Consider the following 14,434-nt stretch of genomic DNA (forward strand, 5'->3'; position numbering starts at 1 on the left):
TGATAAACCATTCATTAATCTTAAACTTTATGATGCGGCAATACGAATTCAACATCACTTCGATGACCATTCTTCATCAAAGATAATGCAATATGTAATGGTGGTGCACCTTCATAAATCACTTCATAGAGTGCTGTGGTGATTGGCATATAGACATCAAGCTCTTTGGCTCTTGCATTCACTTGCACAATGGTATTAATCCCTTCAGCTGTTTGCCCCAGTTCCGTCGTTGCCTGCTCTAAGGTTTTACCTGAACCTAAAGCAAATCCAACTTGATAATTTCGACTTAAGGGACTATTACACGTTGCGAATAAATCGCCAACACCAGACAAACCTAAGAATGTCAGTGGATTTGCACCTAGCTGTACAGCGAAGCGACTCATTTCCGCCAACGCACGTGTCAAAATCATGCTTTTGGTATTTTCGCCAACGTTGTAGGCTGCAGCCATCCCCATTGCGACAGCATAGATATTTTTAAGTGCGCCTCCAAGCTCCACGCCATGTACATCATCGCTTCCAAATACACGAAATAGTGCACTGTGTAATGCTTGCTGCACTGCATATCTCACCAATTCAGAATGGCTGGCAATCACTGTTCCAGCAGGCATTCCTGACATAATTTCTTTCGCTAAATTTGGGCCCGAAAGGACGCCATAAGGTACTTCTGGAAGCTCTTCACGAATAATATCACTCATGAAACTAAAGGTTTTAGCTTCGATCCCTTTTGTGAGTGATACAACCGCCTGAGCAGTGATAAAGGGCTTGATCTGTTTGAGTACATCTCGGAATGAATGGCTCGGAATAGCGACCAAAATAATGTCTCGATCTCGAACAGCCTTTTCAAGATTGGATTCTGCTTTTAATGCTGGCTCAAGGTTGTAATCCGGCAAATATCTTGAATTAACATGTGTTCGATTGATTTCATTCGCAATTTCCTCATCACGAATCCAAATCATGGTGTCACAACCATTTCGCACTGCCGTATTCGCCATGGCTGTACCAAAACTACCACCACCAAGAATCGTAACACGCAAGGCTGTTTTATGATCAATTGCAACTGGCTCGACCAAATCTGAAAACTTTAATTCCGACATTCTTTTAAATCCTAAACATTCTTTTTCTAATCGTTAAATTTGCAATGTTGCAATTACGGCTGCCAAAAACTGACGAATGCATCTGTTTCAATCTCAGCGCGTGGTGCAATCGCCTTAAAAGCAGTCCCTACATAAATGATACCTGAAATTAAATCATGCGTTTGTAGCCCTAACTTTCTTTTAAATAGATCCGACTCCACAACAGCACCACTGCGCCACATGGTATTGAAACCCTGAGCTTGTAAACTGAGCAAAAGATTTTGTATTGCAGCACCTGAACTTAAAGTTTGTTCAAAATATGGAACTTTCGCATGATCATGAAATCGTGTTACAGCGATAATCAGCATAGGTGCACGCATAGGATGCTGACGTGCGCGTTCAATTTGAATTGAATCAGTTTCACCAAGGTCTGCTACTGCTTCACTGAGTAAAACTCCAAATGCTTCTCGTTGCTCTCCTTTCACAACAATAAATTGTGTCGGTTTCAGACGATGATGATCAGGCGCGGTTAAAGCTGCTTGAAAAGCTAATTCTAATTGTTCTGCGTTAGGATGAGGTTCTACCAAATGACCAACGGATTGACGCTGATGAATATTGTCATGCACTACTTGAGAAAATTGATCTGACATTTGAAGACTAATCTTTAAACTAACACTATGTACTTAAGCTTAGCATAAACATTGAAAACTACTCTACAGTTATACTTATACACAATGCATCCAGCATGATTACAATCAAACAGAAATCAGGTATTTCACTTCAAAATCGATACAAAACATGCTTAATTCTTTGGAATTTAAGCCCTAGCATACATGACTGAGCTCCAAACTTAATATTGCAACGCTAGAGGAAAAAAAAATGAAAAAATTAATGACATTGGCTTCTGTAGCTACTGCAACAATTCTCCTGAGTGCTTGTGCATCAACACCTACTGAAACACTTGCTATTCAAAAACCAAACAATCAATATGAAGTGTCAGGATTAGGCAAAACCCAAGTTCTTGCAAAAAATAATGCAATTTCTGCCGCGAACAAAACTTGTGGTAAGAATTCTGCGCCTGTCTTAATTGACGAAAAAACTGAATATAACGGCGCACTAAAAGGTGTTGTGGATGAACAGACTGGTAAACTCATTACTGCAGCTTCATCAGTTCTTGGCTCTGTGATCGGCACTAAAAATACAATCGAAAAAGACACTGACTACCAAACTACAATCACCTTCAGCTGTAATTCAACCCGCTAAAATTTCCTATAAAAAAAGTCCCTTTGATGGGACTTTTTTTTATTGAGCAATTAGCAATAACCATCTAAACGTGTCAATGGAATCTTTTGACCAATCGCTTTTTCTATCTCAGGTAAATAAAAAGCATCATCTTCTGACAAGAAACTGATACTCACCCCTCTTGTTCCTGCTCGACCTGTACGACCTATACGGTGTACATAATCATCAGACTGCTCAGGCAGAGTAAAATTAATCACGTGTGACACACCATCCACATGAATACCTCGACCAGCCACATCAGTTGCGATCATAATGTTGTGTTTGCCATTTTTAAACTGATCCAACATCTTTAAACGTTTATCTTGCGCGATTTCACCAGATAACATCACTACTTTGTAACCATCATGCTTAAGATGATCATACAGCTTACGGACCTGATCACGGCGATTTGCAAATATCATGACTTTTTCAATGGGCTCATCACGCAATATTTCTTGTAGCAATTTGTATTTATCCGATTTCCCAACTACATAAACACGTTGCTCTACGTCAGCATTGGTTTTTTTCTCAGGCTCAATTTCGACAGTAACAGGTTCAAATAACCATTGTTGAGCAAGATTGAGTACATCATAACTAAACGTAGCAGAGAACATTAACGTTTGACGTTGTTCTTTGCGTGGAGAGAATCGCACAATGCGTTTAACAGAAGGAATAAACCCCATATCCAGTAAACGATCTGCCTCATCAATAACTAAAAATTCAATTTGATCCAACCAAATTTCTTTTTGTTCAGTGAAATCAATCAAACGACCTGGTGTCGCGACAAGAATATCAACGAAATTTTCATCCAGTTGTTTTTTTTGCTTATCAAAATCTACGCCACCCACCAAAGTCACAACATTTAAGTCGGTAAATTTAGTCAGATCACGTGCATCGTTTTCAATTTGAATCGCAAGCTCTCGCGTTGGCGCCAAAATTAGAGCACGGGGTTCACCACGATATCGCTGTGTTTGTATCGGATTGTTCAATAAATCATTAATAACACTAATTAAGAATGCTGCGGTTTTTCCTGTGCCTGTTTGTGCACGTCCAATTGCATCATGCCCTGCCAACGTATATTTCAATACTTTCTGTTGAATGGGGGTCATTTCATTAAACCCTAAAGCATCAATCGCTTGCTTAAGTTGCGGATGTAAATTAAGGGTTTCGAAACCTGATGACATATAAGGGGCTCTACAATCAATATTTGATAATGGTCTATAGTATAAACAAAAAACGCCCCAATTTATCAAAATTGGAGCGCAACCTAATTTTCAGTGAAAAGTAGGATTAGTCTAAAGGCTGAACTTCTTCAGCTTGAAAACCTTTTTGACCTTGCACAACGCTGAATTCTACGCGTTGACCGTCACGAAGTGAACGGTGGCCTTCACCTTGAATAGCACGGAAATGAACGAATACGTCATCACCGCCTGCGCGTTGAATAAAGCCAAAACCTTTAGTATCGTTAAACCACTTAACAACGCCTTGTTCGCGAGCTGTCATAAGTTAATCCTCAGTTGGTAAGAAAAGGGACCACCCGGTGTTGCAAACAGCAGAGCAAACAAATTTTAAAACATTTTTTATTTCAAAGCTTGTAATCATTCTGTAAAACTATTAACAAAATCCCGGTTATATCCATTATAAATAAGGCTTAGAGAACAAATTTCTCTACGCAATCCTTAAGTACGCATTGAGCTTAACATGGGTACAACACAATTAATAGAAAAATTTTAGCTAATTATCTAACTAAAACTTGTATATTAATCACACAAATTTAGTGCAAAAATTGCACTTTATTTGAACAGTTCATCTAAATCATTTAATTTTATTCTTAAGTCACACTTTTGCTAGAATAATGACCAACTTTATTATTCAATCTCGTGTTTTACTATGTCTCAAGTGTTAATCGATGCGATGGGTAAACCTTGCCCTTTACCTTTACTGCTACTTAAGAAATCGATGAAACAAAATAGTGCACCTCAGCAATTTTTATTAAAAGCTTCAGATCCGAACAGTCAAATCGATATTCAACGTTATTGTCAGCTACATAAATTGACATGCGCATTTAAACAAGTTTCGGATTCTGAATTTCATTACGTGATTGAATCTTAGGTGTTTTCATCTAAATTAATCATGGATAAATATTGTATTTAAATTTACATTTCACTACCCAAATCCGCTTAATTCTGTATGCTATAAGGATTAAGATGAATGTAATTGGTTTTTTAAACTATTTTCCTATAAGGAGTACTCATGACTGACAGCAGCAATCAATTGATGCCCCTGTCATTGTCTGCGCCCGGGGTCAATTTAGGTGCTTACATTAGTACTGTAAATCAGATCCCTATTTTGACAGCTGAACAAGAAAAAGAGTTAGCTGAACGTTATTTTTATGACCAAGATCTAGACGCAGCTAAAATGCTGGTGATGTCCCACCTTCGTTTTGTTGTGCATATTGCCCGCAGTTACGCAGGTTACGGCTTACCTCAAGGCGATTTAATCCAAGAAGGTAATTTAGGCTTGATGAAAGCCGTAAAACGCTTCGATCCCAATATGGGAGTACGCTTAGTTTCTTTTGCAGTACATTGGATTAAAGCTGAAATCCACGAATATGTGATTCGTAACTGGCGTATTGTTAAAATTGCGACAACTAAAGCTCAACGTAAACTGTTCTTCAACTTAAGAAGCTTAAAAAAATCGAGCAAGAAATTAACGCTCGAGGAAGCGCAATCTATTGCGGCTGATTTAAATGTAACAGCTGAACAAGTTCTTGAAATGGAAGGTCGTTTAACAGCTTATGACGCAGCCTTCGAAGCTCAATCCGATGAAGATGATGAAAGCTCAGTTCATGTCGCTCCTGCGCTTTACTTAGAGGATAATCGTTATGACCCTGCTCGTTTAGCAGAGGAAGAAGATTATGAATCTCAGAGCACCTCTGCTTTACATGAAGCAATGGATCAGCTGGATGATCGTTCACGCAATATTTTACAGCGCCGCTGGTTAGATGATGATAAGTCTACGTTGCATGAATTAGCAGCCGAATATAATGTTTCCGCTGAACGTATTCGCCAGCTTGAAAAAAATGCCATGGACAAGATCAAGATCGCCATGTCATCAAATTAATACGATTACAAAAAAAGAGCTATAAGCTCTTTTTTTGTATTTACGCTATGCAAGTTTAAAAAAATCGTACGTCATATATGCTATGGTATGACGCAATTTTCGATTGGGAATAACCTGATGTGGATCTCAATATCAGCCATTAATTTAGCGCTTGCCGTAATGCTAGGTGCTTTCGGCGCTCATGGCCTTAAAGCTCGTGCAACCGAAGCCCAACTGACATGGTGGCAGACTGCAACTGATTATTTCTTTTATCATGCAATTGGATTATTAATACTCGCACTCATACCCAAAATAATTCCAAACTTTTCAACTCAATTCAGCTTTATCTTCATCCAGTTCGGTATCATTTTATTTTGTGGATCTCTATATCTCATGGCTTTAGGGCTCCCGCGCGGGTTAGGGGCAATTACACCTCTTGGTGGAGCATTGATGATTATTGGCTGGCTACTTTTAGCATGGCAAGCATTCAAAATTCAACATTAATTTGAAGGTCATCTGATGAATATTTTTTTAAATGGCGAGTCGATTCAAACGCAATGCCAAAACTTATTAGAACTGGTTCAAGAATTATCGCTAGAAGGTAAACGATTTGCTGTTGAAAAAAATGAAATGATCATTTCAAAAAGTAAACTAGCAGATACCCCTATTTCAGATGCTGACCGTATAGAAATAATTCATGCTGTTGGCGGTGGTTAACTCGGAGTAAATATGGAAGATAGTCCGTTGATCATAGGATCACGTTCATTTAGTTCACGACTATTAGTGGGCACTGGAAAATATAAGGATATGCAGGAAACTGACTTAGCAATCCAAGCCAGTGGTGCTGAGATCGTTACTGTTGCAATCCGTCGCGTAAACATTGGTCAAAATCCAGATCAACCTAACCTACTCTCAGTGATTCCACCGGAAAAATACACCATTCTTCCCAATACAGCTGGTTGCTTTGATGCCAATAGTGCCATTCGCACTTGTATGCTCGCACGTGAACTTTTAGATGGTCACAATTTAGTCAAGCTTGAAGTATTAGGTGATGAAAAAACGCTTTATCCTAATATTACTGAAACCTTAAAAGCTGCAAGAACATTGATCGATGATGGTTTTGAAATCATGGTTTATACCTCTGATGATCCTATCGTCGCGCAAGAACTTGAGAGTATGGGCTGTGTCGCTATTATGCCTTTGGGGAGTTTAATTGGTTCTGGTTTAGGTATTCTTAATCCACATACCATTTCTATCATCAAAGAAAATGCCAAAGTCCCTGTATTGGTGGATGCTGGGGTTGGTACAGCTAGTGATGCTGCTATTGCGATGGAATTAGGTTGTGATGGCGTACTCATGAACACTGCAATTGCTGCTGCACAGAATCCGATTCTAATGGCTTCTGCTATGAAAAAAGCCGTTGAAGCTGGACGCGAGGCTTATCTTGCTGGTCGTATGCCACGCAAACGTATGGCAAATGCAAGCTCTCCAGAAACTGGATACTTTTTTAAATAAAAAAAACCCACTTTTTAAAGTGGGTTTTTTCTTAACTCACTCGACGATACAAAGGATCATCCAATCCATCAATTTTGATAAAGTTAGGTAAATCTTTTATTCTTTCAATCCAAGCGCGTACGTTTGGATAAGGCTCTAGAGAAATATCACCCATAGGTGCTAACGCGACATAGACAAACACTGCGATATCCGCAATAGTTGGTCTATTATTCGCTAACCATTCACGGTCTTTGAGCACACCATCTAAAATAGCCAAAGATTTGTGACCACGTATTTTCGCCTCTTTAAATGTTTGCTCAGTACTTTCTAATCCCAAACCATTGTATGGACCTTTGAAAGACAATATCGCGCGTGCCGTGAAAACCCCGAATTGCACCCAACTGGCAGCAAAGGCAAGCCAATCTACAATTTTAGCTTGTTCTACTAAATCTTCAGACCACCATGTGTTTTTATCTGAATATTTACCTGCTAAATACACCAAAATTGCGGCAGAATCAGTTAAAACAATATCGCCATCTACTAATGCTGGCACTTCGCCTTTAGGATTAATTTTTAAAAATTTCTCACTATGCTGTTCATCACTGAAATAATCTAGTTCTACAATTTCAAGATCCACTTTCAATAATGCTGCTAACAGACGTACTTTATAACTGTTACCTAATTCGTTGTAATAATATAATTTCAAACTCATTTTTTAGTCCAACGATTTAAATACAAAATATAAATATCAGATTTAAATCAGCAACTTAAATAATGTTTAGTTCAAAAAATATCATGAATATCGATATCTTATTTAATGAATTACCACTGAATCTGAAACGAATTATGATGAAAAATTTGTCTTTTTAATGCTCTCTATTTCTGAAAAATATTTGTGAAATTTCTTTGAAAATTTTAGAGTAAAAAAAGAGCCTTTCGGCTCTTTCTCGAAACAAACGGAACGAAACCTTACCTGTTAAGGAATCAATCCTTCATCTCGCATCGCAATCTGTACAGACTGACGCTCTGCAACTTTATTGCGTATATGAATAATATTTTTATAAGGACTCAAGTCATGTTCAATATGATTAGACCAATTGGTGAGTACAAATAAGTACGCATCTGCAGGTCCAAAATTATCATCTACCAAATAATCATTATTAGATTCACCAATTGTTTTATCAATAAATGTCAGTAAACGATCAACTTCGGCATACGCTTTTTGTTTAGCATCGTCCGTGAGCGGTGCACCGAAAAACACTGCATAAGCATCGTGTAATTCAGAATTTAGATAACCAAGCCACTCTAATACTTTTGCTCGACCTAATCCAGAAGGTGGGATTAAATCTTGAGCAGGATCATGCTGTGCCAAAAATGGTAAAATTGCGACATTTTCCGTTAAAATTAAGCCAGGATTAATTTCTAGCGCCGGCACATAGCCTTTAGGATTAATTGCGAAGTAATCTTCGCCTTTTTCAGTGGTATGAGTTTTAAGATCAACACGAACCAAATCAAAATCAACATTAATTTCATTTAAAATAATATGCGCTGCGAGTGAACATGCACCTGGCGAATAATACAACTTCATACTTTTTCCTTGTTATCTAACTACTATCATTTTTAAATTGCTTCACGCTTTTTTTCAATAAGAACTGTTTTTTAAATTGCAAGCAAGCGTAAACATCGATGATCTCTTTATGAATATTGTGCAGATTGAATTAATTTTCAAGCTTTTTTCAGCTTTTATTTGTGTGATGTTTTACCATAGCGCTGCTACATCTTTGTGAAAGGCAAATTGTGATTTATTTAAAGAAAGATCAGTGGTTTTCTAACATTCGAACTGACGTACTTGCAGGCTTAGTCGTAGGCTTAGCTTTGATTCCTGAGTCAATCGCATTTTCGGCGATAGCTGGCGTTGATCCTCAGGTAGGTCTGTATGCCTCATTCTGTATAGCTGTTACGATCGCCTTCTTTGGTGGTAGGACTGCTATGATTTCGGCTGCTACAGGTGCGATGGCGCTGCTGATGATCACTCTTGTTAAAGAACACGGATTACAATATTTATTGGCAGCTACGATTCTGACAGGTGTAATTCAAATTATCGCTGGATATCTCAAAGTCGCAAAACTCATGCGTTTTGTTTCCCAGTCAGTGGTCTATGGTTTCTTAAATGCTTTAGCGATTCTCATTTTTATCGCTCAATTTCCAGAAATTGCTCAAATGAATAGCTTAGGCTATATATTTTTAGCGATTGGTTTATTGGTCATTTACGCATTTCCCTATTTACCCAAAATCGGAAAAATCATACCATCGCCATTAGTGTGTATTATTGTACTCAGTGTATTGGCACTTCTACTTGGCGCTGACATGAGAACAGTTAGTGATTTAGGTGCATTCCCAGATACCTTGCCTGTATTTTTAGTTCCTGAAATTCCATTCAATCTCGACACTTTACTTATTATTTTACCGTACTCTCTCACGCTCGCCACAGTTGGTTTGCTTGAGACCATGATGACTACGACTGTGATTGATGAAATGACTGAGTCTGAAGGAGATCGTCATCAAGAATGTCGCGGTCAAGGGATCGCGAACATGGTAAGTGGCTTTATGGGGGGTATGGCTGGATGTGCAATGATCGGTCAATCCATCATCAATGTCAGCTCAGGTGCAAGAACAAGATTATCGACATTAGTGGCTGGTGTTTTTTTGCTATGTCTCGTGGTCTTCTTTAAAGATTGGTTGGCTTATATTCCTATGGCTGCTTTAGTCGCCATTATGATCATGGTCGCGTTCACCACATTTAATTGGGATTCAGTAAAAAATTTCCGCAAACATCCCGTGCAAAGTAATGTTGTCATGCTTACTGTCGTGATGATTGTTCTTGCAACACATAACCTTGCTCTAGGCGTATTGATTGGTGTAATTCTGTCAGCCCTATTTCTCATTAATAAACTCGAGAGTGAAGTAAAAGTTCAATCTGAATTAGAAAATCACGTGCGCTACTATACGGTGAAAGGTCAAATATTTTTCAGTAGCGCAGAAATTTTTTATGCATTTTTTGATTTCAAAGAAGATATCAAGCAAGTAGAAATAGATCTCAGCTATGCTCATATTTGGGACATCACTTCTGTCAATATGTTAGCGAATGTCGTGGCTAAATTTGAAGCTCAAGGGACTCAGGTACGTGTGATTGGTTTAAACCAAGCGAGCGTAACATTGATAGAACGTATCTCAAATACTTAAAAAAGAGCCAAATGGCTCTTTTTTACTACTAAGTTTTAGGAATGGTTTCTGCGTCTCCAACCAATCAAGGCTAACAGGCTTAATCCTAAAATGGATAGCCAGTTCAACGAACCACCACCTGACTTAGTGTCACGCTGTGGCTGCTCAGCATTTGTTGAGCTGTTAAGTTCTAAGTCGACAATCACTGGATCATGATCAGATGATCTAAATGCATGATCAGCATAAAAGAGCGACTTCTGCTCTGTAGTCTTAAATTCTTCGTTATAATCTAGATTCGTTGGCTCATCAGCGTTGATGTGCCATACAAATGCACGCTTAACCGCAGGAAATAGCGAAGCATCAGCTAAAGCATGATCCAAATTACCTGCTCCACCAAATCCAGCTTTGTTACTGTCGACACCAAATACATAGGTATATGCCTGTTCACCGAGCCCTACAACCTTGTCCGCCAGTACATTCGTATAATTAGCACGCTCTAAAGCCAAAATTGGATCTTCTTTTGCATAACTATTTAAATCACCAATCAAGAGCGTATTCGTATGACCTGTAATTTGCGTTGGATTCTTTGCAATCCACTGCATGAGTTGTTGTACCGCTTTAACCCGTGTCGCATTCCAACACCCCTGACCATCACCTTGATCCGCATCAGCAGATTGATCATTTGAAGGACAACTTCCTTTAGACTTCAAATGATTCGGAATAACCGTAAAGATTTTACCGCCACTCACTGGTTGAAAACTTTGAGCAAGGGTCACTCGATTTCTTTGTGACTGGTCATCAAACACTGCAGCAGCGTTAACAGGTTTTACACGCTTACTGTTGTAAATAATCGCAACAGCAATCGCATCATCACCTAATCGATTTGAATTTGGCGGAGTGATATATTTCCACTCCGATCCAAGTGCTCGTGTTAAATATGCAATGGCACTATTTTCACCATAACCATTATTCGCAATTTCCATTAAACCAAATACATCAGCATCGATTTCTTTCATTGCACTGACTATTTTGGTATGTTGCTTCTCAAACTCAGCTTTGCTGCTAGCACCTCGCTCAGTTGGAAAACCATTTAAACCATTATCATAGTTCAAAACATTGAAAGCCACGACACGGGTTTGGTTTGAATTTTTCTGAATCATTGGTGGCCGCGGGTTATTGGCTTTAATTTGGATTTGAGTACGACCTTGTACAGGTTGAATACGCCAAGAATTAAATCGATATTCTAGAATACCCTCAACAGCATTTAACTGATCACCTACACGTAGGGTATTTAAAGCACTAAACTGACTTGGCAGTGTAGGCGTTAAATTTTGTGCATTATATCCATCATCAAGTTCAATTTTGGACAAAAGATTTTTTTGCGCCAATGCCGTTGCTTCTGCTGATTTAGCTGGATAAATATTGGTCGGCATAAACAAACGTCCTAGACTTAATGACAGTTGTCCGTAGCGACCATAATTGTAATTTTCACTTACCGTTAATGTTTGAGGGATTTTAACCAACATACCTTGATAACGCTTTGGCGCATGCCCTGACGCGTTAGTTAAACTCTCAAATGGTAACTCGATTGATAATGGCGTTATCCAAGCGCTTGCCGCTTGATTACAAGTTAAAATATTTTCGGATAAATTATCAATCTGTAACTGATTTTGATATTCAGTTAATCGACCTTTAAGAACGACTTCTTCTCCGACTTTTCCTCCTTTTATAGGACTTGAAGCAGGAGCATATACAAAAATCGCGTTAGTTAGATCGGGTTTTGCTTTGGCATCAGGGGTTTGGATATAGAAACCTGAGAATCCATTCGCATAACGATAATCCGCAGTAATCACCCCCTTCACAGTATAGTTTTGATTCTTAGCTGCTTGCGAGAGTTCAGCGATAGGTGTATTCGCAGAGTTACAACTTAGAGTCGTCGGAGATGGCTCTATTGGTTCATTTGTACTAATCGCTAAATACTGGTTAAAAGCATTGCGATCCGACCATTTAGCCCACTCTTTTTGAATTTCAAAGGGTGCAGATGGATCTATCGAAACGACATCATGTGTTTTCTTTGTACGTTCAAAGCTTAAACCGGTTGCCCAGTTTTGCTGTATTCCAATCGCACCAAAACGGTCGACAGCCACATTGTTTTTATAGAGAACAATTGCATCATCGCCATTAAATGATAGGTTAGCAGTTTGCTGAACTGCTTCACCCAATTCAGTTTTTAAATTTGAATGTCCAATTAAAAAGTGCTGCTGAGCTGTTAAAGTTCCTTGCAGCTTAACCGTCAAATTCGCGGTGGTTAGACCATTCGGAAATATTTTTAATTGATACGCGGATAAATCAACAACACCTCCATCTGGATTGTATAGTTCAATACCTTTCTTGTTGTTATTACCATCCACATACTGGCTGATCATGAGTTCAGCATACGGCGTTGAACTAAATCCGATCAAACATAAAGATAATGTGAGTTTATTGAACACCCATTTATTTAGCGTTATTTTATTCATTTTAAGTCTTATTCATTGTTCATATTATTTTCCAAGCCTAGTGTACAGGCATGACAAGTAGATGAACAATTCATGACATTTTGAAAAAGTCCATGAATAGATCGACAAATCATTGATAGCTACGTAGTGCTTTCAGGTAGAAAAAGGTTTGACTTAGGAGACTCAGGTCTTAAAATACCGCATTCGAATTTTTTCTCATTTGCCAAAGTTATGTCGAACGATCAATTAGACCCGCAAGTTGTAGAATTAGACAACTTGAACGAGCATCGCGAAATTGTCACATTTATGCGCCGTTCATCTCCGTTGAATACTTCTCAACGAACTGCGCTTGAACAATATGGTCACTTAATTTTGGAATATCCTGTTGGTGATTTACGTCAGCAATTTGAGCATCCTGAACGTCCATTGACGGTTGAAATCGGTTTCGGTATGGGGCGCTCTCTTGTACTTATGGCAAAAGCCAATCCTGAACGCAATTATGTCGGCATCGAAGTACATGTTCCCGGCATTGCACAATGTGTATATGAAGCGGGTATGGCTGGTTTGACAAACTTACGTTTACTTGATGCGGATGCAATTCAAGTTTTGCGTGAAATGCCAGATAACAGTATCAATGCAATTCAACTTTATTTCCCCGATCCTTGGCAGAAAAAACGTCACCATAAACGTCGCTTCGTCTCACACGATCGTATGCCTTTAGTTGAAGAAAAACTTGAAATGGGTGGAACATTCCATGCTGCGACCGATTGGGAACCCTATGCAGAATGGATGTTAGATGTATTAGATAACCGCCCTCGTTTAGAAAATATGGCGGGTAAAGGTAACAGTTATCCTCGTCCTGACTGGCGTCCTCAAACTAAGTTTGAACGTCGTGGAATTGAAGAAGGCCATAAAATTAACGACTTCTTATTTAAAAAGATTCAATAATAAAAAAACAGGACTTAAGTCCTGTTTTTTTATTCTGATTGTCTTTTATAAATTTGATCACTCACCACACTATACACTTGGCTTAAATCCGTACGTCCAGCCTGCGCCAGCATCTCTTGATGCATATGGATAATGTTTTGATCACCACGCATCGCTGGACCAGTTTGCACCTGTTTTGGGGGATTTAAAGTCGCTTTTTTCGCAGTTTCCAAAATCAATGGGTACAATAAATTAAAATCGACTTTTTGTGCATCTACGAGCTGCTTAGCGACGTCATAGCAGTAGTTGGTAAAGTTACACGCGAAGACAGCTGCTAAATGCAAACTCAAGCGCTGTGTTGAGTCATATTGATAAACCTTTTGACTCAACTCTTTTGCCATTTGAGTCAAGGATGCTAAATCCTGGTCGCTCATCGCTTCAACAAATATTGGCGTACTCAACCAATCAATTTGACTTTCAAAGCTAAAGGTTTGTAGTGGATAGAACACACCTGCACGCTCATGATATTGCGTGATTTTAGAGATATGGGTACTGCCAGACGTATGTACAATTAAAGCCTGAGGAAGCTGTTTTGCAACTTTTTCAGCAACTTCTTCAATTGCCTTATCACTCACCACCAATAATGCAATATCAACAGTGTCTTCGAGATCTTCAATTGCATTGCATGGTCTAGCTCTTACTAAAGCCGCCAACAAATTGGCTTTAGATTGCTCTCGACTAAACACTTGGACAATCTCATGATGCTGACTCAATACCTGAGCCAAATGATGAGCTACGCGCCCTGCTCCAATCACACTAATACGCATATCGCTTCCA

At 38.8% G+C, this 14,434-nt stretch carries 16 protein-coding genes; 8 read left to right on the forward strand and 8 right to left on the reverse strand.

Going from position 1 to position 14,434, the window contains the following annotated elements; genetic code table 11:
* Positions 1 to 20: 20 nt before the first annotated feature.
* Entirely contained in the window at positions 21 to 1,094 is a 1,074-nt protein-coding gene (locus tag AC1M9M_RS02380) for an NAD(P)H-dependent glycerol-3-phosphate dehydrogenase (protein ID WP_092766141.1), read from the reverse strand.
* A gap of 53 nt (positions 1,095 to 1,147) precedes the next feature.
* Positions 1,148 to 1,723 carry a nitroreductase family protein gene (locus AC1M9M_RS02385; protein WP_481586680.1) on the reverse strand — a complete coding sequence of 192 codons (576 nt, stop codon included), beginning with the start codon at positions 1,721 to 1,723 and terminating at the stop codon, positions 1,148 to 1,150.
* A gap of 229 nt (positions 1,724 to 1,952) precedes the next feature.
* Here AC1M9M_RS02385 and AC1M9M_RS02390 point away from each other — a divergent pair, with 229 nt between their 5' ends.
* On the forward strand, positions 1,953 to 2,336 hold the full coding sequence (locus tag AC1M9M_RS02390; protein ID WP_481595500.1) for a hypothetical protein: 384 nt from the start codon (positions 1,953 to 1,955) through the stop codon (positions 2,334 to 2,336).
* Positions 2,337 to 2,386: 50 nt separating this feature from the next.
* Here the strand turns inward: AC1M9M_RS02390 and rhlB are convergent, their stop codons facing one another.
* Together rhlB and AC1M9M_RS02400 are read right to left on the reverse strand one after the other, a co-directional pair.
* Positions 2,387 to 3,538: an ATP-dependent RNA helicase RhlB gene (gene rhlB / locus AC1M9M_RS02395; RefSeq protein WP_481595501.1), complete on the reverse strand. Its 1,152-nt coding sequence runs from the start codon at positions 3,536 to 3,538 to the stop codon at positions 2,387 to 2,389.
* A 106-nt stretch (positions 3,539 to 3,644) separates the two neighbouring features.
* Complete coding sequence (locus tag AC1M9M_RS02400) at positions 3,645 to 3,857, reverse strand: cold-shock protein (RefSeq protein ID WP_004824348.1); 213 nt, start codon at positions 3,855 to 3,857, stop codon at positions 3,645 to 3,647.
* Between the two features lie 387 nt (positions 3,858 to 4,244).
* Here AC1M9M_RS02400 and AC1M9M_RS02405 point away from each other — a divergent pair, with 387 nt between their 5' ends.
* The 5 genes from AC1M9M_RS02405 to AC1M9M_RS02425 all read left to right on the forward strand — a co-directional run bounded on the left by AC1M9M_RS02405 (position 4,245) and on the right by AC1M9M_RS02425 (position 6,971).
* Positions 4,245 to 4,466, forward strand: coding sequence for a sulfurtransferase TusA family protein (locus tag AC1M9M_RS02405; protein WP_035265917.1), 222 nt, complete (start codon positions 4,245 to 4,247; stop codon positions 4,464 to 4,466).
* A 141-nt stretch (positions 4,467 to 4,607) separates the two neighbouring features.
* On the forward strand, positions 4,608 to 5,477 hold the full coding sequence (gene rpoH / locus AC1M9M_RS02410; RefSeq protein WP_035265916.1) for an RNA polymerase sigma factor RpoH: 870 nt from the start codon (positions 4,608 to 4,610) through the stop codon (positions 5,475 to 5,477).
* A 117-nt stretch (positions 5,478 to 5,594) separates the two neighbouring features.
* On the forward strand, positions 5,595 to 5,960 hold the full coding sequence (locus tag AC1M9M_RS02415) for a DUF423 domain-containing protein (protein ID WP_035265913.1): 366 nt from the start codon (positions 5,595 to 5,597) through the stop codon (positions 5,958 to 5,960).
* 15 nt (positions 5,961 to 5,975) lie between these two features.
* Positions 5,976 to 6,173 (forward strand): sulfur carrier protein ThiS, encoded by a 198-nt coding sequence (gene thiS / locus AC1M9M_RS02420; protein ID WP_035265912.1) that lies wholly within the window; start codon positions 5,976 to 5,978, stop codon positions 6,171 to 6,173.
* Between the two features lie 12 nt (positions 6,174 to 6,185).
* Positions 6,186 to 6,971, forward strand: coding sequence for a thiazole synthase (locus AC1M9M_RS02425; protein ID WP_092766137.1), 786 nt, complete (start codon positions 6,186 to 6,188; stop codon positions 6,969 to 6,971).
* Positions 6,972 to 7,002: 31 nt separating this feature from the next.
* Here the strand turns inward: AC1M9M_RS02425 and AC1M9M_RS02430 are convergent, their stop codons facing one another.
* Positions 7,003 to 7,662, reverse strand: a complete 660-nt coding sequence (locus tag AC1M9M_RS02430) for a glutathione S-transferase family protein (protein WP_481595502.1) — start codon at positions 7,660 to 7,662, stop codon at positions 7,003 to 7,005.
* Positions 7,663 to 7,926: 264 nt separating this feature from the next.
* Positions 7,927 to 8,538: a glutathione binding-like protein gene (locus tag AC1M9M_RS02435; protein ID WP_092766135.1), complete on the reverse strand. Its 612-nt coding sequence runs from the start codon at positions 8,536 to 8,538 to the stop codon at positions 7,927 to 7,929.
* Between the two features lie 209 nt (positions 8,539 to 8,747).
* Here AC1M9M_RS02435 and AC1M9M_RS02440 point away from each other — a divergent pair, with 209 nt between their 5' ends.
* Positions 8,748 to 10,193, forward strand: a complete 1,446-nt coding sequence (locus tag AC1M9M_RS02440) for a SulP family inorganic anion transporter (RefSeq protein WP_481589793.1) — start codon at positions 8,748 to 8,750, stop codon at positions 10,191 to 10,193.
* 35 nt (positions 10,194 to 10,228) lie between these two features.
* Here the strand turns inward: AC1M9M_RS02440 and AC1M9M_RS02445 are convergent, their stop codons facing one another.
* Positions 10,229 to 12,691 (reverse strand): ExeM/NucH family extracellular endonuclease, encoded by a 2,463-nt coding sequence (locus AC1M9M_RS02445; RefSeq protein WP_481595503.1) that lies wholly within the window; start codon positions 12,689 to 12,691, stop codon positions 10,229 to 10,231.
* A 210-nt stretch (positions 12,692 to 12,901) separates the two neighbouring features.
* Between AC1M9M_RS02445 and trmB the strand changes: the two genes are divergently transcribed.
* Positions 12,902 to 13,618, forward strand: a complete 717-nt coding sequence (gene trmB, locus AC1M9M_RS02450; protein WP_035265903.1) for a tRNA (guanosine(46)-N7)-methyltransferase TrmB — start codon at positions 12,902 to 12,904, stop codon at positions 13,616 to 13,618.
* 29 nt (positions 13,619 to 13,647) lie between these two features.
* Here trmB and AC1M9M_RS02455 read toward each other — a convergent pair whose 3' ends face one another.
* Complete coding sequence (locus AC1M9M_RS02455) at positions 13,648 to 14,424, reverse strand: Rossmann-like and DUF2520 domain-containing protein (protein WP_092766132.1); 777 nt, start codon at positions 14,422 to 14,424, stop codon at positions 13,648 to 13,650.
* Positions 14,425 to 14,434 lie beyond the last annotated feature (10 nt).

The sequence above is a fragment of the Acinetobacter sp. ANC_7503 genome (assembly GCF_056780035.1).

Coding starts and splice junctions, on each gene's coding strand:
- AC1M9M_RS02425 (WP_092766137.1), top strand. CDS start 6,186: ATGGAAGATAGTCCGTTGATCATAGGATCACGTTCATTTAGTTCACGA.
- AC1M9M_RS02385 (WP_481586680.1), bottom strand. CDS start 1,723: ATGTCAGATCAATTTTCTCAAGTAGTGCATGACAATATTCATCAGCGT.
- AC1M9M_RS02380 (WP_092766141.1), bottom strand. CDS start 1,094: ATGTCGGAATTAAAGTTTTCAGATTTGGTCGAGCCAGTTGCAATTGAT.
- AC1M9M_RS02445 (WP_481595503.1), bottom strand. CDS start 12,691: ATGAATAAAATAACGCTAAATAAATGGGTGTTCAATAAACTCACATTA.
- rpoH (WP_035265916.1), top strand. CDS start 4,608: ATGACTGACAGCAGCAATCAATTGATGCCCCTGTCATTGTCTGCGCCC.
- thiS (WP_035265912.1), top strand. CDS start 5,976: ATGAATATTTTTTTAAATGGCGAGTCGATTCAAACGCAATGCCAAAAC.
- AC1M9M_RS02430 (WP_481595502.1), bottom strand. CDS start 7,662: ATGAGTTTGAAATTATATTATTACAACGAATTAGGTAACAGTTATAAA.
- trmB (WP_035265903.1), top strand. CDS start 12,902: ATGTCGAACGATCAATTAGACCCGCAAGTTGTAGAATTAGACAACTTG.
- AC1M9M_RS02455 (WP_092766132.1), bottom strand. CDS start 14,424: ATGCGTATTAGTGTGATTGGAGCAGGGCGCGTAGCTCATCATTTGGCT.
- AC1M9M_RS02405 (WP_035265917.1), top strand. CDS start 4,245: ATGTCTCAAGTGTTAATCGATGCGATGGGTAAACCTTGCCCTTTACCT.
- AC1M9M_RS02390 (WP_481595500.1), top strand. CDS start 1,953: ATGAAAAAATTAATGACATTGGCTTCTGTAGCTACTGCAACAATTCTC.
- AC1M9M_RS02400 (WP_004824348.1), bottom strand. CDS start 3,857: ATGACAGCTCGCGAACAAGGCGTTGTTAAGTGGTTTAACGATACTAAA.
- AC1M9M_RS02435 (WP_092766135.1), bottom strand. CDS start 8,538: ATGAAGTTGTATTATTCGCCAGGTGCATGTTCACTCGCAGCGCATATT.
- AC1M9M_RS02415 (WP_035265913.1), top strand. CDS start 5,595: ATGTGGATCTCAATATCAGCCATTAATTTAGCGCTTGCCGTAATGCTA.
- rhlB (WP_481595501.1), bottom strand. CDS start 3,538: ATGTCATCAGGTTTCGAAACCCTTAATTTACATCCGCAACTTAAGCAA.